At 54.3% G+C, this 22,017-nt stretch carries 23 protein-coding genes and 1 tRNA gene; 15 read left to right on the forward strand and 9 right to left on the reverse strand.

What is annotated here, in order from left to right:
• Window positions 1-55: 55 nt before the first annotated feature.
• Complete coding sequence (locus V6575_RS19415; RefSeq protein ID WP_340276693.1) at window positions 56-1,543, reverse strand: methyl-accepting chemotaxis protein; 1,488 nt, start codon at window positions 1,541-1,543, stop codon at window positions 56-58.
• Window positions 1,544-1,669: 126 nt separating this feature from the next.
• On the opposite strand from V6575_RS19415, the gene V6575_RS19420 reads away from it, so the two are divergent.
• Window positions 1,670-2,074 (forward strand): hypothetical protein, encoded by a 405-nt coding sequence (locus tag V6575_RS19420; protein WP_340276694.1) that lies wholly within the window; start codon window positions 1,670-1,672, stop codon window positions 2,072-2,074.
• A 61-nt stretch (window positions 2,075-2,135) separates the two neighbouring features.
• Here V6575_RS19420 and msrA read toward each other — a convergent pair whose 3' ends face one another.
• Window positions 2,136-2,783, reverse strand: a complete 648-nt coding sequence (gene msrA / locus V6575_RS19425; RefSeq protein WP_340276695.1) for a peptide-methionine (S)-S-oxide reductase MsrA — start codon at window positions 2,781-2,783, stop codon at window positions 2,136-2,138.
• 866 nt (window positions 2,784-3,649) lie between these two features.
• Here msrA and V6575_RS19430 point away from each other — a divergent pair.
• Window positions 3,650-3,739, forward strand: a tRNA-Ser gene (locus V6575_RS19430).
• Window positions 3,740-4,110: 371 nt separating this feature from the next.
• Window positions 4,111-4,770 carry a ZinT family metal-binding protein gene (locus tag V6575_RS19435; protein ID WP_340276697.1) on the forward strand — a complete coding sequence of 220 codons (660 nt, stop codon included), beginning with the start codon at window positions 4,111-4,113 and terminating at the stop codon, window positions 4,768-4,770.
• Window positions 4,771-4,866: 96 nt separating this feature from the next.
• On the opposite strand, the gene V6575_RS19440 is transcribed toward V6575_RS19435, so the two are convergent.
• Both V6575_RS19440 and V6575_RS19445 read right to left on the reverse strand, forming a co-directional pair.
• Window positions 4,867-5,628 carry a helix-turn-helix domain-containing protein gene (locus V6575_RS19440; protein WP_340276699.1) on the reverse strand — a complete coding sequence of 254 codons (762 nt, stop codon included), beginning with the start codon at window positions 5,626-5,628 and terminating at the stop codon, window positions 4,867-4,869.
• A 183-nt stretch (window positions 5,629-5,811) separates the two neighbouring features.
• Window positions 5,812-6,330 carry a glycine cleavage system transcriptional repressor gene (locus V6575_RS19445; protein WP_340276700.1) on the reverse strand — a complete coding sequence of 173 codons (519 nt, stop codon included), beginning with the start codon at window positions 6,328-6,330 and terminating at the stop codon, window positions 5,812-5,814.
• A 219-nt stretch (window positions 6,331-6,549) separates the two neighbouring features.
• On the opposite strand from V6575_RS19445, the gene V6575_RS19450 reads away from it, so the two are divergent.
• Window positions 6,550-7,839, forward strand: a complete 1,290-nt coding sequence (locus V6575_RS19450; protein ID WP_340276702.1) for an Hsp70 family protein — start codon at window positions 6,550-6,552, stop codon at window positions 7,837-7,839.
• Between the two features lie 40 nt (window positions 7,840-7,879).
• Here the strand turns inward: V6575_RS19450 and V6575_RS19455 are convergent, their stop codons facing one another.
• From V6575_RS19455 to V6575_RS19465, 3 genes are all read right to left on the reverse strand, one after another.
• Complete coding sequence (locus V6575_RS19455) at window positions 7,880-9,298, reverse strand: PepSY-associated TM helix domain-containing protein (RefSeq protein WP_340276704.1); 1,419 nt, start codon at window positions 9,296-9,298, stop codon at window positions 7,880-7,882.
• Between the two features lie 82 nt (window positions 9,299-9,380).
• Window positions 9,381-9,785 (reverse strand): hypothetical protein, encoded by a 405-nt coding sequence (locus tag V6575_RS19460; protein WP_340276705.1) that lies wholly within the window; start codon window positions 9,783-9,785, stop codon window positions 9,381-9,383.
• Between the two features lie 166 nt (window positions 9,786-9,951).
• Window positions 9,952-10,278, reverse strand: coding sequence for a hypothetical protein (locus tag V6575_RS19465; protein WP_340276707.1), 327 nt, complete (start codon window positions 10,276-10,278; stop codon window positions 9,952-9,954).
• Between V6575_RS19465 and V6575_RS19470 the strand changes: the two genes are divergently transcribed.
• The 9 genes from V6575_RS19470 (at window position 10,277) to V6575_RS19510 (ending at window position 17,884) form a co-directional block, all read left to right on the forward strand.
• A complete protein-coding gene (locus V6575_RS19470) occupies window positions 10,277-10,531 on the forward strand; it encodes a DUF6732 family protein (protein WP_340276708.1) in 255 nt (84 codons plus the stop codon). The two genes, V6575_RS19465 and V6575_RS19470, sit on opposite strands and share 2 nt — an antisense overlap.
• Entirely contained in the window at window positions 10,531-11,652 is a 1,122-nt protein-coding gene (locus V6575_RS19475) for a sirohydrochlorin chelatase (protein ID WP_340276710.1), read from the forward strand. The genes V6575_RS19470 and V6575_RS19475 overlap by 1 nt, the downstream gene beginning before the upstream one ends.
• Window positions 11,649-12,320 carry a precorrin-8X methylmutase gene (locus V6575_RS19480; protein WP_340276713.1) on the forward strand — a complete coding sequence of 224 codons (672 nt, stop codon included), beginning with the start codon at window positions 11,649-11,651 and terminating at the stop codon, window positions 12,318-12,320. The genes V6575_RS19475 and V6575_RS19480 overlap by 4 nt, the downstream gene beginning before the upstream one ends.
• Window positions 12,313-12,531, forward strand: a complete 219-nt coding sequence (locus V6575_RS19485) for a hypothetical protein (RefSeq protein ID WP_340276714.1) — start codon at window positions 12,313-12,315, stop codon at window positions 12,529-12,531. Before V6575_RS19480 ends, V6575_RS19485 begins: the two co-directional genes overlap by 8 nt.
• Window positions 12,528-13,760, forward strand: coding sequence for a precorrin-6y C5,15-methyltransferase (decarboxylating) subunit CbiE (gene cbiE, locus V6575_RS19490; RefSeq protein WP_340276716.1), 1,233 nt, complete (start codon window positions 12,528-12,530; stop codon window positions 13,758-13,760). Before V6575_RS19485 ends, cbiE begins: the two co-directional genes overlap by 4 nt.
• Window positions 13,757-14,482: a precorrin-2 C(20)-methyltransferase gene (cobI, locus tag V6575_RS19495; RefSeq protein WP_340276718.1), complete on the forward strand. Its 726-nt coding sequence runs from the start codon at window positions 13,757-13,759 to the stop codon at window positions 14,480-14,482. Before cbiE ends, cobI begins: the two co-directional genes overlap by 4 nt.
• Window positions 14,452-16,293 (forward strand): precorrin-3B C(17)-methyltransferase, encoded by a 1,842-nt coding sequence (gene cobJ / locus V6575_RS19500; RefSeq protein ID WP_340276719.1) that lies wholly within the window; start codon window positions 14,452-14,454, stop codon window positions 16,291-16,293. Before cobI ends, cobJ begins: the two co-directional genes overlap by 31 nt.
• Complete coding sequence (gene cobM, locus V6575_RS19505) at window positions 16,290-17,066, forward strand: precorrin-4 C(11)-methyltransferase (RefSeq protein ID WP_340276721.1); 777 nt, start codon at window positions 16,290-16,292, stop codon at window positions 17,064-17,066. Before cobJ ends, cobM begins: the two co-directional genes overlap by 4 nt.
• A gap of 203 nt (window positions 17,067-17,269) precedes the next feature.
• Complete coding sequence (locus tag V6575_RS19510; protein ID WP_340276723.1) at window positions 17,270-17,884, forward strand: Crp/Fnr family transcriptional regulator; 615 nt, start codon at window positions 17,270-17,272, stop codon at window positions 17,882-17,884.
• Here V6575_RS19510 and V6575_RS19515 read toward each other — a convergent pair.
• Complete coding sequence (locus V6575_RS19515) at window positions 17,881-19,188, reverse strand: cobyrinic acid a,c-diamide synthase CobB (protein WP_340276725.1); 1,308 nt, start codon at window positions 19,186-19,188, stop codon at window positions 17,881-17,883. The genes V6575_RS19510 and V6575_RS19515 overlap by 4 nt on opposite strands.
• Window positions 19,185-20,051 carry a uroporphyrinogen-III C-methyltransferase gene (gene cobA / locus V6575_RS19520; protein ID WP_340276727.1) on the reverse strand — a complete coding sequence of 289 codons (867 nt, stop codon included), beginning with the start codon at window positions 20,049-20,051 and terminating at the stop codon, window positions 19,185-19,187. Before cobA ends, V6575_RS19515 begins: the two co-directional genes overlap by 4 nt.
• Before the next feature lie 121 nt (window positions 20,052-20,172).
• Between cobA and V6575_RS19525 the strand changes: the two genes are divergently transcribed.
• Both V6575_RS19525 and V6575_RS19530 read left to right on the forward strand, forming a co-directional pair.
• The gene (locus V6575_RS19525) at window positions 20,173-21,267 is read left to right on the forward strand and encodes a cobalt-precorrin-5B (C(1))-methyltransferase (protein WP_340276728.1); all 1,095 of its coding nucleotides are present in this window, start codon (window positions 20,173-20,175) and stop codon (window positions 21,265-21,267) included.
• A complete protein-coding gene (locus tag V6575_RS19530; RefSeq protein WP_340276730.1) occupies window positions 21,260-22,012 on the forward strand; it encodes a cobalt-precorrin-6A reductase in 753 nt (250 codons plus the stop codon). The genes V6575_RS19525 and V6575_RS19530 overlap by 8 nt, the downstream gene beginning before the upstream one ends.
• The last annotated feature ends 5 nt before the right edge of the window (window positions 22,013-22,017 follow it).

Here is a 22,017-nt window from a genome sequence, read left to right on the forward strand (position 1 = left end):
TTCAAACAAGCCTTTTCAGGCTATTTTCATGCGTCTCTTAACAAAAGCTCTGACCTTAAGCAGCAGCTTCAGCTAGAAACTCATCAACAGAAGCCTGCATCAGCAGGGCTTCCTGCTCTACTTCTTCTGCAGTTTGGGCAACCGTGGATGCCGAATCCGTCGTTCTTTCAGCAGCCTCACTCAACCCACCGACATTAGAGGCGACAAGACCCGTCCCATTCGCTGCCTCTGCCACATTACGCGAGATTTCATCCGTTGCAGCACCCTGCTGTTCGACCGCAGCCGATATAGCAGCAGTGTATTTGTTGACTTCTTCCATTTCAGCCGTGATCGCCCCAATTGAGGCCACGGCTTCCTTTGTCTCATTCTGAATTGCTGAGATTTGCGCCCCGATTTCCTCAGTAGCCTTAGACGTTTGGTTCGCCAATTCCTTGACCTCCGCAGCTACAACCGCAAAACCCCGGCCAGATTCCCCGGCCCGTGCGGCCTCGATTGTTGCGTTCAACGCAAGCAAGTTGGTTTGTTCTGCAATTGCCTGAATGAGGGTAACGACTTCGCCAATGCGATTGGCGGCATCGGATAGCCCAGCCACTTTTCGGTTGCTTGTCTGCGCCCCTTCCGTTGCCCGGTTCACAATCTCAGTAGTCTGTTCAACCTGTCTGGAAATTTCGCCAATGGAGGAGGACAGTTCTTCAGCGGCGGATGCAACGGTCTGAACATTTTCAGACGCTGTATCAGAGGCTTCGGCTGCAAGAGATGCACGGTTAGAAGTGTCTTCGGCAACGGCCCCCAGATCCTCGGAAGCATCGCGCATCGAACGAACTTGCTCAGTAACCGCAGACAATTTGACCCCAATGTCCTTTCGGAACCCTGCGATCTTCTTGCTTGTGTGTTCTTCTCGCTCACGTGTTTCAACCATGCGGGCAACCTCAGCCTGCTGCATGGAAGACACCAGCATTTGGGCTTCTTCGGCCTCATTCAGTGCTTTATCGGAACTCCTGAAAGCCGTTTCCAACTGAACAGAAATCCACCAAAGAGCAACTACTTCAATCACAATAACGGTTGCATGAAACATAACGCGCCCGAAATCCGCCCCGTTGGAAAAGACGGCCCAAGGGAGAGTAAAATTCAAGACCACATTATGAACGACGACAACGCCTGCAAAGGCAACCAAAGGCCGCCAGTCGACCCAACCCGCTAAAATGGCCAACATAGCGAAGGAATACATATGAGCATCCAGCTGATAGGACGTCGCCGCATTGTCGGAGGTCAAACCGGCGACCAGCAGAGAAACCAGGACAGCCAATGAAATTGCTGTTGCAATCCTCGTCTCAGCTTTTATTCCGAACTTGACCCAAGTGCCTGTTGCAGCTGCGCCAATCAGCAAAGCAGTTCCGGATATCAACGCCAAGGGTGCAGAAGCGTTCCAGGCTGTTGCAGCGATGACCAGCAGAACATTAAGCCAGATAAAGAAGACGATGTATTTCGCAAAAGACATTCGAAGAGCGTCTAAGCCGGTTTCAGCATTCTGTGGTTCATTCATGCTTCACTCCTTCTAGCTCCAAATGAGAGCCCAGCACACCCATGTGCGACAACCGAGGTTTCAACGAGAAATGCCCCGAAGGCATAAAGACGCCCCACAAAGCCATTGTCTTCAGCGACGGAACCCATGATCCATCCAGATGGATCCGCCGAGGCGATCCGCCCTCTTGCACTTACGATGATGTCCAAAGCTGCCTCTCCCCAAGGCGCTGAAAATACAGCAACTTTACCGGAAGACCTTGGCTTTAAAACAGTCAGGGCCATCAAGGGACAAGCAGTTAACAAGTACACTGCACAAAAGTTTCTAGACATATCCGAGCAACTCAAGGCGTTAGCACTAAATTTCCAGAAACCTAGCTGCCCTAATGGTGCCGATATTAGATTAACAAAATATAATTTAAACGGAATATTTACCGTGTTTTTCCAGCTCAGCTCTAGGTTTATTCTGCAGGAAACTCGCAAAATCGTGAATTTCAGTGGGTATAACTTCTCAGCCTACCCTTCGTTGTGCCAACGAAATTTAATCAGCTAAAGCAGCCACCAGCCCAAGTTTAATACATGAGCATCACTAAGTTTGATAATGAGCGATCACTTCATCCTGCGCAGCTGACGCCGGTTCCCCGAAGGTTACAGTAGCCGGACGGATTCTTCGCAAGATACTGCTGATGATAGTCCTCAGCATAATAAAACTGATCCAACTGCCGAACTTCGGTGGTGATACTCGTGTTGCGCCCAGCATCCTTCAAAGCGGCTTGGTAGGCGTCTCGGGACTGTTCCGCAATTTCCAGATCGCCGGAGCTGGCCACAAAGACAGCCGAACGATACTGGGTTCCGGTATCATTGCCCTGGCGCATTCCTTGTGTGGGGTCATGGTTTTCCCAAAACACATTCAGAATCTCATTGAACGAGATGATCTGAGGGGCAAACACGACAAGAAAAACTTCTGTATGTCCCGTACGGCCCGTGCATGTTTCATTGTAAGTTGGGTTTGGCGTTACTCCACCGGCATATCCAACAGCCGTCACCCATACGCCGTCCAATTGCCAGAACAGCCGCTCGGCGCCCCAAAAGCACCCCATACCCAGTACGACCGACTGATAGCCTTCGGGAAATGGTCCAACCAAGGAACGCCCATTCACGACATGGGGCACATCAGGAACAATCGCCATCTCGCGGCCAGGAAGAGCTTCCTCCTGAGATGGAAGCGAAAACTTCTTCGAAAGCATCGTCATAAAGGACATGGAACATTCCTGATTCACGCATCGTTCTACAAATGGGGATTTATCAATACATCTACAAACAAGATGGCACCTCTCAAAAAGAAGGCAAGGAGCGATCTCCACAAATGGGGTCACCCAAGCCATTTGATGTGGGTATGCGAGCCCAAATACGCTCAGGACCAAACCCCAGCGACGCTTTCGGAACCTTTAGCTTTAAAGTACGAAAGAAACCTGACGCTCTCCGCGCGCGCTGCCGAGCCAGAGAGACAACGACCCAATAAGCGAACAGACCAGCCAAAGGGGCCAAGTCAGTACGGTTTGGAGAACGGGATACAAGAAAAAAGAGGTCTCGCTCTGCTGCAGGCTAAGTTGCACCTGTGTTAGGCTGCTTGACGCAATATCAGTCCAGAATTGTCCGGCTGAAACCAGTATCATCTCAGACTGAGCAATGCTTCTGCTGCCATCAGCAATGATTGCAACCAAACCCGCAGCTATCAAAAAACACCCCAGTACCCTAAGGAAAAAACGAAGCACAGTAAACATTACGCAATACTCACTACTCTACAAAACGTCGTTTCTGAACGTTGATATTTCCTGTCTCAGTCAGATTTACACTCAATAACAAAACAGCGTCAAAAAAACCCACAGCGCACGCGCAGTGGCCCTTGGTTTCGTAAAACACCACATAACGTAACTCATTTTACGCTGTTAACGCAATTTTTACGTATACGCTAATTAGCAATCGGTGCCTTGCCCTGAAACAGGCAAGCCAGACAACGACAATCCACAGGCTGGCACAAGACTGGAAAAAACATCTCCGTAGTCCTTGCGCTTCCGAATTTCCTCAGTATATTGCGCGACTTGCAAGCAGGGTTGACTGCAGCAACGGACAGGTGGCCGAGTGGCTTAAGGCGCACGCTTGGAAAGCGTGTGAGCGTGCAAGCGTTCCGAGGGTTCGAATCCCTCTCTGTCCGCCATTTTCTCTTTGAGAAACTGGCGTGGGATCCAAAATTATCGATCCAAGTACTTCAAGTTTATGCACTCGATATCAAAGTTCAAGACACACCGAGATTATAGAATTTGAGCTTAACGCTCAGATCTGGGGAATCATTGCGCCCTTGTTAGATTGACCTCTGGCAACAGGTCGGCCTGCCTCTCTTTAATACTCGGCTCCCCAAAGCCAACACATGAGCAGGTGTCCTGGTCCATGCGCCGGGACTGAGATCTTCAATTCACTAAATCTAAAACGGTTGTCGAAGAGCACGGGATCGGCTACATCATATTTGTAACGTTATAACATAAAATAAATCATCCCGATCCTGACAGCACTCCACAAAGGCTTAATCGAATGCAAACTGCTTTCTTTAAATCCATCGGCGCTCTCGCTATGGGCACATTCCTTATCCTGGCCCCACAGGCACATGCTCAAAGCACCAAAAGCACCACGGAGGCTTCAAGCCACAAGCACGCATCTAACGATATCTACAAAGGCATTTTTGAAAACGACCAGATCAAAGCGCGGACCCTTGCAGACTGGGAGGGAGACTGGCAGTCAGTCTATCCCTATCTGCAGGACGGGACGCTGGCCCCCGTCATGGAGCACAAGGCTGTGCATGGCAAGAAGACAGCTGAAGAGTATAGTGCCTATTACGACATCGGCTATAAGACCAATGTCAATCGCATCGTCATCGGAGACGAGGACATTACCTTCTATGAAGACGGCAAAGCAACCAAGGGCACATATGTGGGCGACGGCTTCGAGATCCTGACCTATAAGTCCGGTAATCGCGGTGTTCGCTATATCTTCAAGAAGACGGCAGGGGACGCAGGCGCTCCAGACTTTATCCAGTTTAGCGACCACCGTATCGCACCTGATAAGGCCGATCACTATCACCTTTACTGGGGCAACGACCGGGCTGGTCTTCTCAAAGAAGTGACCAATTGGCCGACTTATTACCCCTCAGCGCTGGACGGCAAAGAGATTGTCCACCAGATGACGGCCCATTGATAAGAAACTAAAACCGTTGTAGCTGGGCTCGATCCAATTCTGCGTTCGAGCCCATCGTCCAGTCTTTTAAAAACATCGCAAGACAACATAAGTGTGTCACTCGCTCTGTCTGAGAACATACTCCCTGCCGCGCCGCAGAATTTTGCCAATCGTCTTCCAGATCCCTTGATTTCGTACCTTGGGAATTGAAGATGCCGTCGACTTTGGATTTCCGTCCAGCTCTATATCGGCAGTTTCACCCATTTGCTTAACATCGGCTGCAACTTGATTTGCTGAGACGGCAACCCGCAAGAATTCGATCTCATATTTTTCGCTGGCCAGCGCCCAGGACCTGAACTGCGGCACAAGAGCTGGGTTTTCGGCTCCCAATGCCCCCCCTCCCGAAGCTACCCCCTTCTCGGCAAGCGCAGAATTTTGACTGTCATCTTGTTCAAACAGAAAATCAGCAGGACCCAAATGCTGTTTTGGCAGGCTTCCTAATGCCGAAGCGTCGGCCTCTGCCGTGGGCCACAATTCAGAAGGCTGATATGGAACCGGCACGCCGCTGACCTGCCAAGCAGGAACGACTACCGGTAGAAACACGGGCCTTTCCTCAATCTCAACAGGAGCGAGCGGGCCGTCCAGGTTCTCCACAAGCCCAAGAGCCCAAAGTACAGTTACAAAAGCCCCAAGGCCAATGCGCGCATCGCCGTTCTCAATGCCGACAACGGTCTCAACGCTCAAAAACAAGCAATTTGCGCAAGCTGGCTGGCTCAAACCCATGGATTGACGTGCAGCAGCAATATCTCTGCCCCAGCCCTGAAGAAGCTCGTTGATGGCTCCATCCGAAGACGTGGGGGCACATGCGATGTAGGCCATGAATGCCGGTGTCCCGATTCTCCACACCAAACGTGTGGCCCGGAAACGCTAGCACCCAGATTTTTTACCTAAAAATGCAAGATCGGACTTATAAACATTTGCAGACACGTTCAACGCTCCACGACCTGACAGAATCTGCAAACACGCTGCGACCCTTATATTCAGCAGGTAAGTCAATCTGTTTCAGTCAATTAATTTGATATCAGCCATCATGTCAGCGGCAATTTCTTGCAGGGCCTCACTGAGATCCAGAGGTTCTAGACCCTCCGGCAGATGCAAGTCAGCGGCGGCCTTGAACATGGCTTCTCCGGACATCGAACCCGCTTCCACCATAGTCTCAAGTTGAACAATGCTCACATTCCTATCTCGCAAGACCTTTGTGATCTGCCTGAGGACGCCCGGATGATCCTGAGAGACCAGATCGAGATGAGCCGCTTTTCCAGTAACCCGATCGCCTGATCTAGCATCAACCCGCAATGTGATGGCAATTCCATCGGCCAGCAAAGCATCGAAGCGTTGGTGCAAATCGGCGAGTGAGGCTTCGTCTATTTGTACCCTGACGATACCAGCAAACTCTCCCCCAAGCCGTGCCATGGAGCTTTCGACCCAATTTCCACCGACATCCGCAATGGCCTCCGCCAAACGATCAACCAGTCCCGGTCTGTCGTGTGCAATCACTGTAAACACCAAATGACTGGTCAAGGTGACACTCCCCCCTTGTATGAACTCCTCTCACACTAGGTCAGATCAACAACGAACATCAATCACGATCAAAGTTTGTAATTTCCCATGTGGTCAACCACGGATACAGGCTTGCGCAAACTCCGTTGCAAAGGTACATAGCCTGCCCTTCTTTCCACTCCCTGCGGCCAAGCAGGAACCCTGCCGTTCCATTTGGCAACTCAGTTTCAAGGCATCCCCATGTCCAAAGCCTATGGTCTCGACTTCGGAACCTCCAACACTGTGCTTGCGGCGATTGGAGACAACAACAGTGCTGCACAGTTACAATTCGGAGCAGGCTCGGAGATCTACCCCGGCATTGCGACGATCTTGAGTTTTCTGGATCAGTCTCCTGACAATCAGGCACTCGCTGAAGTCGGACCCTGGGCGATCCAGCAATTTATCGAACACATGGGCGATGTGCGGTTTATTCAGTCACTCAAAACCTTCGTTGCCAGCAAGCAATTCAAGGGAACAGGCGTTTACGGTCAGCCCTATAATTTCGAAGCGCTGATGAACGCTTTTCTCGGCCGTGCCTTCGATCACCTGAACGCGCCGATGGTTACTGCAGGCTCTCGAATGGTCGTCGGGCGTCCGGTTATTTTTGCAGGCGGATCGCCTGATGAAGACCTTGCCATGGCGCGTTACCGGCGGGCTCTGGAAGGCTTTGGTTTCGAAGAGGTGCTGTTCGTCTACGAACCAGTCGCAGCGGCCTTTTCATTTGCGCGGCGCCTTGAAGAAGACGCAACTGTTCTGGTCGCCGATTTCGGCGGGGGCACCAGTGATTACTCCCTCATGCGATTTTCACGCAAAAACGGCGTCCTGAAAGCCAACCCAATCGGCAGAGGCGGCATTGGCATTGCCGGAGACACGTTCGATTACCGCATCATCGATAATGTCATCCTGCCAGAACTCGGCAAAGGCAGCCTGTACAAGAGCATGGGCAAAGAACTTGAAATCCCGCCAAATCTGTTTTCGAATTTCGCGCGCTGGCACCTTTTGTCGATCTTCAAGACATCCAACGACTACAAGGAAATGAAAAAGCTGCTGCGCTGGTGCCTGGAGCCCGACAAAGTCGAGCTCTTCATTGATCTTGTGGACGAAGATCAGGGCTATCCGCTCTATAAAGCTGTCTCGGAAGCCAAAGCCCTGCTCTCCAGTCAGGACAGCACAGAGTTTCGCTTCGAACCGCTCGGCAAAGACTTTGCCGTTAACATCTCCCGGAGCGATTTCGATAGCTGGATTGCCGACGACCTGTCTCGTATCAACAAGGCTCTGAGCCAGACCTTGAACGCTGCCGGCCTTAAAGACACTGACGTTGACCAGGTGTTCATGACAGGCGGAACATCCTTCGTACCAGCGCTCAGATCCATGTTTCAAAACAGATTTGGCAGCGAGCGGCTGGCGGGAGGAGAAGAGCTTTCCTCCATCGCTACAGGTCTTGCCCTTATCGGCGCTCGGGACGACGCGAGAGATTGGGCTGTTGCCTAACCACCTGGCCTGAGCCTATCAAGCCAGGTGGTTGATGGTTTTATGCGAAGGCTTTGCGCAACGCAGGTATCCGGGACAAGACCAACAGATCAAGCACGAGAGCTGCGATCAAAGTCAGGCCGGCCAGTGGAAATGCCAGAGACACAATCAGCATCACCACCATGCCTTCACGCCAATGTGGACGGTTTTCAGGGACCTTTGGAGCAAAGAATCGGGCTGCGGATTTCGCCGGACGCCGCATCCACCACATGACCACACCGCTGACTGACAGGAAAATGACCGACAAGCAGATCAGCGTGTTCAAGATCAGATTCCAAAGCCCCATGAGGCCCATGTGAAATGGGGTTCCAACCGCCATTGCCTTTCCGGCAAGAGAGTAGTCAGCAAACCCCACGTTTGCCAGAACATTGCCGCTGTACTGATCAATATGGACCGTACGATCCGAGAATGGATCCTCGGCATCCGCACTCATGGTATCCTGGTTGATCGTCCAGACGCCCTTGTCGCCGTTTGGATAAGAAACCCGGTAGCGGGCATTGAAGCCCAGATCCTGCGCAAGAACGGCAATGCTGTTGATTGTGACCGGTGCGCCACTGACAATGCTTGTGCCACCCGCATCAGAGCCAGACGCTGGCATAGGCGTTTGTTCAAGCGCCCATGGCACATCCTCGCGAGGAGCGTGGTTCATGGATGCGTGGATGTCGTCAGACAGCGGAACATTGTCCCATTTTTCTGCCGGAAATGTGCTCCAGGCCTGCATGATCTTGCTGCCCCAGATGCCGGTCCATGACATGCCGGTGATCAGAAAAAGCAACAGGAAGATCGAGACATAAACACCAACGACTGTATGCAGGCTTTTCCAGAGTTCCCGTCCGGACGCCCGAAGGTTCGGCACAAAGGCATGCAGGAAAGATCCCTCCCGTGGCCACCACAAATATAGGCCAGTGATGATCATCACGATGCCCAGACCGGCCGCAATTTCGAGTAAGCGATCTCCCGTGGTGCCTATCATCAGATCACCATGAACTTTGTCAGCAAAGTCATACCAGCCACTGCGCCTGGGCCAGCTGTCAACAACCGCTCCCGTATAAGGATCAACAGCGACCATGCTCTGCGCGCCATTTGCTTTAACGCGGAAGACCGACGGGTTTTCAGGGCCTCTTGCTTTCAGCCACTCGACCATGGTGCTGCCGGGAATTGAAGCCAGCGCATTGTCTGCCTGCTCGGAAACGCTCAGCATTGTTGAGCTTTGTGGCACCGGGATCTTGAGATACCCGCCATCGCGACCATCAAAATAGCCAATATGCATCATCATGAGACCCGTGATCGCAAGGGCCATCAAAAAGGGAACAACGAACAGGCCTGCATAAAAATGCCAACGCCAGGCAGCAAGATAAAATGGGCTCTTGGACGCGCTATCTGGCGCTCGCCGCGAAGCAGTGAATTGTGAATCAGACATTGTGCTTTCCTCTCGGCTCATACGGGGCAGCTTTGGCCGCGCACGCCGGAATGACATCAAATTTCAGGTTTGAATTCGAAGGTCAGATGGAAAGCGGAGGTGCCCTTGCCCCAATGCAAGGAACGGAGGCCGGAGGACATATTTGGGTCGAGCCCAATTGCCAATAAGTACTGCGTGATGGGATGGGCGCCGAGACGACAAGCCGGTCGGACACAAGCGCACTTGCACCAAGAACCGAAAATGCACAAAGGCCGGAAACCCCACCCGGATCATCGCGGTCAGTGTCATCGTTCGGGTTTGTGCCCGGATCAGGAACCTCAGTGCCGTCTTGATTCAGAACAACAGATCTCAGGCCATCGGAAGTACAAAGGACAACCGTAATCTGCCCGTTCGCATTGAATTCGGGCATAAAACCCGATGGGATCGAAGAGCTCAGCAAAAGCAGCAGCAGCGTCAAAAACTTGACGGCTGTTTTAGCTCGCTGCACTGCTGCGCGCCTGTGTGGCCACATCGATCAAAATCCCCCAATGCATGCGAATTAGCCGAAAAACACATTCATCGCAACGTTCAACAGTATCATTTCACTGCAGCCGTCACGCGACAATTCAGCGCCGAAAAATTACCGCTACGTCTATTTTACAATTCACATCCCTTCAGAGCGCCGAGCCTAAAGCCGCCTTGTATCCCAGCATGTCATTTATCGTTTGGAATTGGCGCTTGATCCTGCCGGACACCTCAACTAGCTTGGCGCAACTGGACGGCGTCCTTTGAGGGACTGAAAGCGATTCCGGTGGTGGTTGACCCAGATCGGGGACCCAGTCCGGAGCTGTCGACGCAAAATGATCTCCCTGCCTCTCAAAAGGTGGCAAGGTTTGTTTTATTGCGCCGCTTTCTCTCTCTACACGGCGCATGAATTTTGGGTTACCGCAGAGCAAGGCCGCTGCTGCTGCGGCAGGAAAGATGAGGGAGATGCCTGTCATGATGACCAATCTCGGCACCTGGCTAGCGACAACATCCATATTTGCTATAGCAGTCGCTATGCCATCTCTGGCGATGGCTCACCCCGGACATCTGGGCGAACTCGCCGGGCATTCCCACTGGATTGGGGTAATAGCTCTGGCTGGCGCTGCTCTTGTTGCCGGTGTTGCAGCCCTCAAGGGGCGCAAAAAAGACGCATCTGGACAAGACGACGAAACTCAGGCCGATGCTAAGCCCGAAGCAGAGGCAGCTTGATGACCGAAAAACTCGGCCTGATGATCTGCGGCCATGGCAGCCGCAACAAGGGCGCAGTCAAACAATTCGCCAGGCTAGCAGAGGGACTGCGCAAGCGGTTCCCACAGTGGCCTGTTGAATATGGTTACCTGGAATTCGCAAACCCGGTCATTCACGACGGGCTCAACAAGCTGCACGAGCAAGGCTGCACGCATGTGCTTGCTGTTCCAGGTATGCTGTTTGCCGCAGGTCATGCCAAAAACGACATTCCCTCGGTGCTGAACACCTATCAGGCGCAGCATCCCGACATGAAGATCACCTATGGCCGGGAACTGGCCGTGGATGTGCGCATGGTGCATGCCGCAGGCGCACGCATTCAGGAAGCCCTGGATGCAGCTGCCAGCGATGTCCCACGCCATGAAACGCTTTTGATGGTTGTCGGTCGCGGCGCATCTGACCCGGATGCGAACTCCAATGTTGCCAAGATTACACGTCTGCTTTGGGAAGGCATGGGATTTGGCTGGGCCGAAACCTGCTACTCCGGCGTGACATTCCCTCTTGTGACCCCCGGCCTCGAACATGCGGCAAAGCTTGGCTACAAGCGCATCATCGTCTTCCCGTACTTCCTCTTTACCGGCGTTCTGGTACAACGGATTTACACCGCTGCTGACGGCGTGGCCGAACGCTATCCGAATATCGAGTTCATCAAGGCTGGCTATCTCAACGACCACCCACAAGTGATCGACACAATGGCAGACCGGGTGCAGGAAATCCTGCAGGGCGCCAATGTGATGAACTGCCAGATGTGTAAATATCGCGAGCAAGTACTTGGCTTCGAAGCCGAAGTTGGCTTAGCTCAAGAAAGCCACCACCACCATGTGGAAGGCCTTGGCGCGGAAGCTGAATGTAAATTATGCGAAGAGTTCTGCACTGGTGCCTGCGAAGCCAAAGTGAAGGCTGCTGCGCATCATCACCATGATCACAGCCATGACCATAGTCATGATGGCGGGCACGATCACTCGCATGATGCGAAAGATCACTCTCATGATCATTCAGGCGACCATGGTCACCACCATCACCCTTACCCGCATGCGGATCACCCACTGGGGCCAAAGTCCATGGAAACAGGCATCAAAAAGTGAGCACGGCGGAAACATCAGGTCTTCTTTATAGCTATGAGCACGATCCTGCCGAGATTTATCGGCAGTCGTTTTCACTCGTGCGCGTAGAGGCTGATCTTGATCGGTTACCGAGAGATATGGTGCCTGTTGCGATCCGCCTGATACATGCTTGCGGTATGACGGACATCGTTGATGACCTGATGTTCTCCGCTGATGCGGTGGCAACTGGGCATGAAGCCTTGGCCCGTGGCGCGCCTGTATTCACCGATGTAGAGATGGTTGCCCATGGCATTATTCGCTCCAGACTGCCGGCGGATAATCAAGTGATCTGCACGTTGAATGACGAGCAAGTTCCAAGCCTTGCCAAAGAACTGGGCACGACCCGATCAGCAGCAGCTGTCGAACTCTGGCGTGACAATCTCGACGGCGCTGTTGTTGCCATTGGCAATGCGCCAACCGCCTTGTTCCATCTCCTTGAGCTAATCGCAACTGGCGGACCAAAACCAGCTGTCATTCTTGGGTTCCCAGTCGGCTTCGTCGGCGCAGCAGAATCCAAGGTCGCGCTTGCAGAAAATCCTTTCGCCCTGCCTTACTTGGCGATTAAGAATCGTCGTGGCGGCTCTGCCATGGCAGCCGCAGCCGTCAACGCAATCGCAGCCGGTTTACCTGAGGAAAGCCCCCATGGCTGACCTCACAAAAAAGACAGGTAGGCTGTCGACGTCGAACAAACAGCCGATCAGATCGCGCGGTTTCCTTTCCCATGGTGGGCCCGTCGATGGAGATGGAAACCTGCACAAGCGGTCGCACGGCATGCTTTCTCATCGCGGCGTGGATGAAAAAACACCTCAGGAACTGGATGCGCCCAAGCCTCGGCGTCCTTACGCATTGGATTCCAAATGACGGCGGATGCCAAAATGAACCCGCCCTGGCTTTCCCTGATCGGGCTCGGTAAAGACGGTGACCTGCAGGAGCCGGCATGCGCACTGCTGTCGGCTGCGAAAATCGTCTATGGCAGTGACCGCCACTTTGCGCTGGCAGGCGATATTTCCGGTGAAAAGCGCCACTGGCCCAGTCCGTTTTCCGCCGTTTACGACGAGCTGAAATCCCTTGCAGGCACCCCAGTCGCCATTCTTGCCACCGGCGACCCGCAATGGTTCGGCATCGGCTCGGCCCTCGCTGGACATTTCTCCGCAGACGAAATGCGTGTCCTGCCAACGACATCCGCTTTCCAGCTTGCAGCAGCCAGGCTGCGCTGGCCTTTACAGAATGTGGACTGCATTTCCCTGCATGGCAGACCCGTTGAGACGCTGCGCAGCTTCCTTTATCCAGGTGCCCGTATCCTGGCTCTGACAAGCAACGGCGAAACCCCACAGCAGGTCGCAGATATTCTCGCCGACGGAGGCTTTGGCCACACCCGCATGCACGTTCTGGAGAAAATGGGCGGGTCCGACGAACGGCTTGTGTCGTCAACTGCGGAAGGCTGGACCGAGGCAGTCGATAACTTCCACACGCTGGCACTTGATGTCGTGGCAGACCCCGGCACGCGGTTTCTTCCACGCACGCCAGGACTTCCTGATGACGCATTCCGGCACGATGGCAAAATGACCAAGCGGGAAGTGCGCGCAGTTACCCTTGCCGCGCTGATGCCTCATCCGGATGCTTGCCTTTGGGACATCGGTTCTGGATGTGGCTCCATCGGCATTGAATGGATGCGTTCCGCCAGAGGCGCAAAGGCCATCGGCCTGGAACCGCATGATGATCGACGTACCATAGCCGCAGAAAACGCTGTTGCCCTTGGAGTGCCAGGCTTTGAACTCAAGAATGCACAGGCTCCGGAGGCCTTGGAAGAGCTTGCAAAGCCTGACGCCATTTTCATCGGCGGCGGGCTTACTGCGGCAGGAATGATTGACGCTTGTCACAAGGCGCTAACCCCAGGTGGGCGACTGGTCGCAAATGCAGTGACCCTGGAAAGTGAAGCTGTGCTTTTGGGCGCCCATCAACGCTATGGCGGCGAGCTCACACGGCTTTCCATACAGCGAGCCAGCCCTGTCGGCCACCTCACCGGCTGGCGACCCCATATGCCGGTAACACAATGGGCTCTGGTCAAAGGGAGCCAGGAACAGTCATGAGCGGTATTCTGTACGGCATTGGCCTCGGCCCTGGCGATCCTGAACTGATGACCCTGAAAGCTCATCGGCTGATCTCAAACGCACGCGTTATCGCCTATCCGGCACCAGACACGGGTCCAAGTTTTGCGCGATCCATCGCCTCGGATTTCATTCCAGCGGGCATTCAAGAAATTCCGATCATCGTTCCAATGCGCGTCGACAGGTTTCCAGCACAGCGGATCTACGACAAGGCCTCATCAGAAATCTCAACCGTTCTGAAATCCGGCGAAGATGTTGTTGTCCTGTGTGAAGGCGATCCGTTCTTCTACGGCTCCTTCATGTACCTCTTCGAGCGCCTATCAGGCCAGTTTCCCTGCGAAATTGTTCCGGGCGTCACCTCGCTGACTGCATGCGCTGCGCAGCTTCAACGCCCGCTGACAAGTCGTACCGATATTCTAACCGTCATCCCCGGACCTCTTCCCAACGACGAAATCCGGACACGTATCGACAACGCACAAGCTGTCGCAATCATGAAGGTCGGGCGTCACTTGGCCCGCTTGAAGGCTTTGCTTTCTGATCTCGACCTGCTCGACAAGGCTGGATATGTCGAACGGGCCAGCCTTCCGGAACAAAAAGTCTCACGGCTCGCAGACCTCGATACCGACACCGCTCCGTATTTTTCCACGATCCTCATCTACAAGGGAGACGAAGCGTGGACGCTTCCCCCATCGTTCTCGTCCTGAACTCCGCCGGTCTTGAGACCGCGCAACGTATCGAAGCCAGTCTGCCGGGTTCTGCCATTCATGGCCTTGCCGGGCGGATACGCACAGCCGATACGCTGTTCAGCGAAACCATCGATCACATCCGCATGCTCTTTGCCGCTGGCAGTCCAATCATAGGCGTCTGTGCCAGCGGCATATTGATCCGTGCTTTGGCTCCAGTGCTTCAGGACAAACGCAAAGAGCCGCCGATCATTTCCATTTCAGAAGACGGGCAGAGTGTTGTCCCGCTTCTCGGCGGCCATAATGGTGCCAATGATCTGGCGCGCAGGATTGCGGAAACCTTGAATGGGCATGTGGCAGTCACGACCGCGGGAGACACCGCCCTCGGGATTGCGCTTGATATGCCGCCAAAAGGCTGGACGCTGGCCAATCCTCAAGATGCAAAACCGGTTGTAGCCGAGCTTCTTTCAGGAGCCACCGTGCGCATTGAAGGCACTGCAGATTGGCTCAAGGCTGCAGATCTTCCGCAATCTGAGACGGCTGCCATCACCTTGATCGTGACAGACGAGGACGACAAGGGCTCCCCGACGCGTTTGGTCTACCACCCACAATCGCACGTGATTGGAGTTGGCTGCGCTCGTGGATGCCCTGCAGACGAGCTGATCGAGCTGGTTGAGGGTGCGCTTGCCGAAGCCAAGATTGCCAAGGGAAGTATTGCTTGCGTCGCGAGCCTTGACTTGAAGGCGGATGAGCCTGCGATGAACATGCTTGCTCACCGCCTTGATGTCCCATTCCGGGTGTTCACCGCAGAACGCCTTGAAGCAGAATCAGGTCGGCTTAAGAATCCGTCGGATATTGTGTTCGCGGAAGTCGGCTGTCACGGAGTGAGCGAAGGCGCAGCGCTGGCTGGCATTGGGGCCGATGGTCTTTTGATCGTCGACAAGAAAAAGACCGCCAATGCCACTGTGGCCATTGCCCGAGCATCCGCGCCCGTCGATCCGAAGACGGCGGGTCGTGCAAGAGGCCATCTCTCAGTGATTGGAATCGGACCCGGTTCAGATGATTGGCGCACGCCAGAAGCCACCAAGCTGCTGGCTGAAGCAGAAGACATCGTCGGCTATTCCCTCTACTTGGAAATAGTCGCAGCCCATATCACCGGCAAGACCCACCATAATTTCCCACTCGGTGCAGAACAGGACCGGGTCAGGTTCGCGCTGGAACGTGCAGGCGAAGGCCGGAATGTGGCTCTGGTGTGCTCCGGGGATTCCGGCATTTATGCGATGGGTTCACTTGTATATGAACTGCTGGACAGGCCGCTGGATAATGGAGGTGTCAGCGATGCAGCCCGACGGGTGTCGATTATCAACGCGCCAGGTATTTCTGCCCTTCAGGCTGCTTCGGCTCGCATTGGTGCGCCTCTTGGACATGATTTTTGCGCCATTTCACTGTCCGATCTGCTGACGCCGTGGGATGCCATCGAACGACGCCTGAAAGCCGCTGCAGAAGGTGACTTCGTCATCGCCTTTTACAATCCGGTGTCCATGCGGCGGCGCTCTCAACTTGCGGCCGCACGCGAAATCCTGTTGAAGCACCGACCTGCCGAAACGCCGGTGGTCCTCGGATTTAATCTCGGGCGACCAGAGGAAAAAGTCAGCGTCACCACACTGGAAGCTCTCACCGTTGACGAAGTCGACATGCTGACAACGGTGCTGGTCGGTTCATCCAACAGTCGCTGCGTGATGAAAGGCGATGGCAAGCCATTCGTTTACACACCGCGCGGCTATGCCAAGCGCATCGATGCGCCCAACGAAGACACGGGAGACGCGGCATGACCGTTCATTTCATCGGTGCTGGTCCCGGCGATCCAGATCTCATCACTGTGCGCGGATTAAAATTGATCCAGTCCTGCCCAGTTTGCCTCTATGCAGGTTCATTGGTGCCCGAGCAGATCGTTGCTGCCGCTCCAGAGGATGCTCGCGTGATAGATACAGCTCCGATGACGCTAGATGAGATCGTGGCAGAAATCGAAGCCGCGCATGAAAAGGGGTTCGATGTAGCTCGTGTTCACTCCGGCGACCCGTCAATTTATGGTGCGACCGCTGAACAGATACGACGCCTTGATGCCCTTGGCATCGACTATGAAGTCACGCCCGGCGTTCCGGCATTTGCCGCAGCCGCTGCAGCCTTGAAAACAGAGCTGACCATTCCAGAAGTCGCGCAGACGGTCATCGTGACCCGCACGACCATGAAGAGTTCGGCCATGCCGAACAACGAAGACCTGGAAACTCTGGGCAAGAGCGGCGCAACGCTGGCAATCCATCTTTCAATCCGGAATTTGAGAGAAATAGAACGTCAGCTGACTCCACTATATGGCGCAGATTGTCCTGTCATCGTGGCCTATCGGGTCAGCTGGCCGGATCAGGCCTTCATCCACGGAACCCTATCAGACATAGCCGACAAGGTACGCAAGTCCAAGATCACTCGAACGGCGCTGATTTTCGTTGGCCATGCCTTGAAGCCCGCACAGGACTTCCGCGATTCAGCCCTCTATGACGCTGACCACGTCCACGTGCTCAGGCCGAAGAAGAAGAAAGCGAAGGCATAGTTTCAGAAGATCTCGATCAGGGCTGCAATACAGTAAACGCTCTACGGGGCGCTGGATCAGGCCATTTGCCTCTTGTGGGCATTTTGAATTCGGCCATTTTATCCAACGCCCCTTAAGATCGATGGGGCACTTATACGTATAATCTCGAATTTTTTATTTAATGACCTATGATTAGGATCATACGGGATGAAAATGATTGGCTTATGATTAAAGATATCAACATAAACCAAGTGTTTGAGGAAGCTGGCCTCAAGTCGACTTTGGTGTCTTTCAAAAAAGATCAGCATCTATTTTGGGAGGGAGATCCGGTCACGCGCATGCATGTTGTGCTAGAGGGTAACTTGATCCTGTTGCGTCGGCTGGAGAATGGCCAGGAGCTCATCATGCAGCGGGCAGGACCGCAAGATTTGCTTGCAGAAGCTTCCCTCTTTTCCAGCCGTTACCACTGCGATGCAATTGCGGCGCTAGCAACGGTCTGCACGACATACGACGTCCGGGACGTTCAATCGGCACTGGAAAACCGGGCTTTTTCCCTGTCAGTTCTGAAGAGCTACGCTGCTGAAATTCGAAGCTTGCGGACACAATTGGAGCTGCGGAATATCAAAAGAGCAGATGATCGGATCATGACCTATTTGACGAGCCTGTCAGCCGACGACAGCGGCTGGCGCGCACCTTCACGTCCCTGGATAGATGTCGCCAGAAGCCTTGGCCTCTCGCATGAGGCATGCTACCGGGGTCTCACCTCCCTTGTGAAGCAGCAGAAAATCGAGAAAAGCGACGGGCAATATCGACTCCTTGCAAAAGGCCAATACTCCTAAGCGCTATCGATTACATGCGCAAAAGAGCCAAGAACAGTCCCGTTTCGCAGGCCCATGTCTGGCAGTATATTGCCCTCAGCATCTTTAGCGGCAAACAGTGCCTCTCCCGGACCTTCTGAACAAATGCTGGCATAGTGGAATTCATGGGCCGACAACGGAACGCTCCACGGCAGCCTGCCATGGGGTTCCAAAACCCGATAGCCAAGATGGCGCTTACGGGTTGCGAAGCTCGTTTCCAACGGTAAAAGCCCCAGCATCTCATGGCTTGTGCCATCCCCATCACGCAAAACCTCTCCCAAGGTCATGTAGCCGCCGCACTCGCCATAGATCAGAGTGTCATTGCTCGCAGCCGTATTCATTCCGGTTTTGAAACCTGAGGCATTTGCAAGCTTGCCCGCATGCAGCTCCGGATAGCCACCGGGCAGATAAATTGCATCTGCATCAAAGGCCGGCGATTCATCGGCGATAGGAGAGAAAAAACTAAGCTCAGCGCCAGATGCCTGCCAGCCATCCAGCAAATGCGGATAGGCGAAAGCAAAGGCAACATCGCGCGCAATGGCCATGCGCTGGCCAAGCGGCGGCAAAACTGATGGACATGGACTTGGTGAGGCCACCAGTGGCATCGCCAGAGAAGACAGCAATTCCAGGTCAATCTTCTCAGCAAAGATCTTGGCAGCGGCCTCCAGGAATGCCTCCAGTCCGCGATGTTCTTCTGCCTGCACGAGCCCAAGATGGCGTTCGGGTAAAAGAAGTTCACCAAGGCGCGGCAAAGCCCCAAGTACTGGCAGGCAAAGCGGTTCTAGGGCTGCGCGCAACATTCTTTCATGCCGATCACTGCCCACACGGTTGAGGATCACTCCAGCGATTCTCACATCGAAGCGAAAAGACGCAAAGCCAGAGACCAATGCAGCGACCGACTGCGCCTGCTTCGCGCAATCGACCACGAGGATAACCGGCAGGCCGAGACACGCTGCCAGATCGGCCCCTGAGCCCTTTCCATTGGCCGCACCGTCGAACAGGCCCATTGCGCCTTCAACCACCAGATATTCGTCTGCCTTGGCATGAGTTCCGGCCAGGCCATGTATATGATCAAGGCTCATCGCCCAAGCATCAAGATTAATACAGGAGCGTCCGCTTGCCGCCTCATGGAACTTGGGATCAATGTAATCAGGTCCGGATTTGGCAGATACAACTTTCTTCCCGGCATTTCGCAAGGCCCGTAACAGGGCCAGCGATACGGTGGTCTTGCCAGCTCCAGATTGCGGGGCTGCAATCAGGAAGCCTTTCGCAGCCCCCCCAGTCATCCTGCGTCCAGATTTCGGACCTCGGAAAGACCAAGTGGATCCTGCTCCAGCATGCGCCCAGACAAAGCCCCCACCCAGTCGAGCCCTGAGCGCAGACGAACCACCTCGCCCACACAGACGATAGCCGGAGGTGCTATATTCTCGGCCGCAGCCGCATCAACAGCACATGTACCAAGTTTCGTCTCAAGGACTTTTTGATCCGTCAAAGAAGCGTTGCAAACGACTGCCACAGGCTCATCCACCGAGCGCCCTCCCGCAATGAGCTTAGCTGCGATAGCTTCAAGATGCTTCATCGCCATATACATGACGATCACAGGAGAGCCCTTGGCGATGCCATCCCAATTAACCGCATCGGGCGTCAATCCGGTCTGGTCGTGCCCGGTCAGAAACGTTACCGCCTGATTTGTATCTCTATGAGTTGCCGGAATACCAGCATAGGCCAAGCCGCCAATACCAGCGGTGATCCCAGGAATAATGCGGAAAGGTACTCCGGCACCGACAAGGCCCAGAGCTTCTTCGCCGCCACGCCCAAAAACGAAGGGATCCCCGCCCTTGAGGCGTAGAACCTTTTTGCCTGCCTTGGCATATTCGATGAGCTTCAAGGTGATATCGCGCTGCTTGGGGCTCGGTTTGCCACCCCGCTTGCCTGCATAATCGGTCAAGGCTCCGGGCTTTGCCCACGACAATATGCTTTTGTCGACAAGAGCATCATACACCACCACATCGGCCTGCCGGAGACCATTAAGAGCATGCAGGGTCAACAGGCCCGGATCGCCCGGACCGGCACCAGCCAGCCAGACCCAGCCTTTTTCAAAAACTGGCAATCCGCCCGGTGCATTTGGGATTTCATCATTCATCGACATGGTTCTTTTTATCCGGCCTGAGCCGCATCGCCAAGCACTGTTGAGTATTGATTTGACGTTCCGTCTACATCACTGCCCAAACCACGGATGCAGTCTCGGAAAATACGGGTATAAAGGCTCCATGAAAGTCACAAAAGCAGCAGAACTCAGACGTGGATGGACGACAGGAGCCTGCGCGACCGGCGCAGCCAAAGCAGCGTTTCGTGCGCTCGCTGTCGGAGACTTTTCTGATCCTGTTGAGATCACATTGCCGCGCGGCGGAACCACCAGCTTTGCCCTTGCCAAGCATTGCCTTGAAGGCGGGACAGCCTCTGCATCAATCATCAAGGATGCTGGCGACGATCCGGATGTCACCCACGGGGCCCTGGTGACTGTTACCGCAAGCCTATTACCACCTGGCAGCGGCGTTACCTTCAAGGCCGGACACGGAGTTGGGACCGTAACCCGCCCCGGGCTGCCAATCCCACCAGGCCAACCCGCCATCAACCCTGTCCCTCGCCAGATGATGGCCCAGGCAATTTCAGAGCTCTCAGAAGCCACGGGACTTCCTGGAGATGTTGAACTAACCGTATCGATCGAAGACGGCGAAGAGCTGGCAAAAAAAACGCTCAACGGCCGACTCGGAATCGTTGGGGGGCTCTCAGTTCTAGGAACAACCGGGATCGTCCGGCCGTTTTCTTGCGCGGCCTGGATTGCGTCTATTCATCGGGGCATCGACGTGGCAAGGGCGACCGGCCTCCCACATGTTGTTGGGGCAACGGGATCCACCTCCGAGGAGGCTGTGCGCACTCGATATGAGCTCGATGATGCCGCTTTTCTGGACATGGGAGACTTTGCAGGCGGCTTGTTAAAATACCTAAGGGCGCATCCTGTCCCGCGCCTGACCCTGTCGGGGGGATTTGCCAAGTTCACCAAGCTTGCCCAGGGTGCTCTCGATCTTCATTCCGCTCGCAGCCAGGTTGATTTTGCGTTTTTGAAGGGCCTACTGGAGGAGGTCAATGCACCGCAGGATCTGATCGAAAATTGCCAGCATGCGAACACGGCAAAAGAAGTGCTGGACCGGGCTCTGGCAGAGGGCCTTGATATCAGTGCCCCGCTGGCGAGACAGACCAAAGCCGCAGTGCTAGACATCCTGCGCGGTGCGCCAATCGAGGTTGAAGTGCTCATTGTCGACCGGCAAGGCACAGTGATCGGGGAGACCGGCTGGGATGCCTAGCAGTCAGAAAATTCTCTTGCTCGCAGGAACCTTCGAAGCACGACAAATTGCGGATCGCTTGCCGCAGCTCCTTTCTGACTCAGAAATCACAGCGTCATTTTCCGGAGCCGTTTCCGACCTACCTGAGATGGCTGTCTCAACGCACGTTGGCGGATTCGGCGGCATTAAGGGGCTTTCAGCCTATCTCATTCAAAACCGCATTGATCTTGTGATTGATGCAACGCATCCCTTCGCAGCCCAAATGAGCCACCATGCGGCCTCCGCATGTAAGACAACCGGAACAGCCCTGATTAGATTTGACCGTCCAAGATGGGAACCTGTTGCAGGTGACACCTGGGTAAACGCTGCTGACATCGAAGAAACCGTCAAACTACTGCCGTTAAAGGCACGTGTTTTCCTTGCCATCGGCCGAAAAGAAATCGCAGCTTTTTTCGCGCGGCAAGATCTATGGGCGCTTGTCCGGATGATCGAACCGCCGGCAACTTCGCTGCCTGATGGCTGGCATCTTGAACTGGCCCGACCCAGTTTATCGGCAGCAAAAGAGCTCTCGCTTATGCGCGAACACCGCATCACGCATGTGGTTTCGAAAAACAGCGGCGGCGCGCAGTCATACGGAAAGATTGAGGCGGCTCGAGAACTGGGCGTTCCGGTGATCATCGTTTCCCGCCCGCCAACTGCCGATGTCTGCACATGCACTGACATCGATGAGCTCTGCGTTTCGGCAAAACAGGCGCTCTCAAAATAGCCCAG

Source organism: Roseibium algae, from assembly GCF_037783265.1.
GTDB classification, from domain to species: Bacteria; Pseudomonadota; Alphaproteobacteria; order Rhizobiales; family Stappiaceae; genus Roseibium; species Roseibium algae.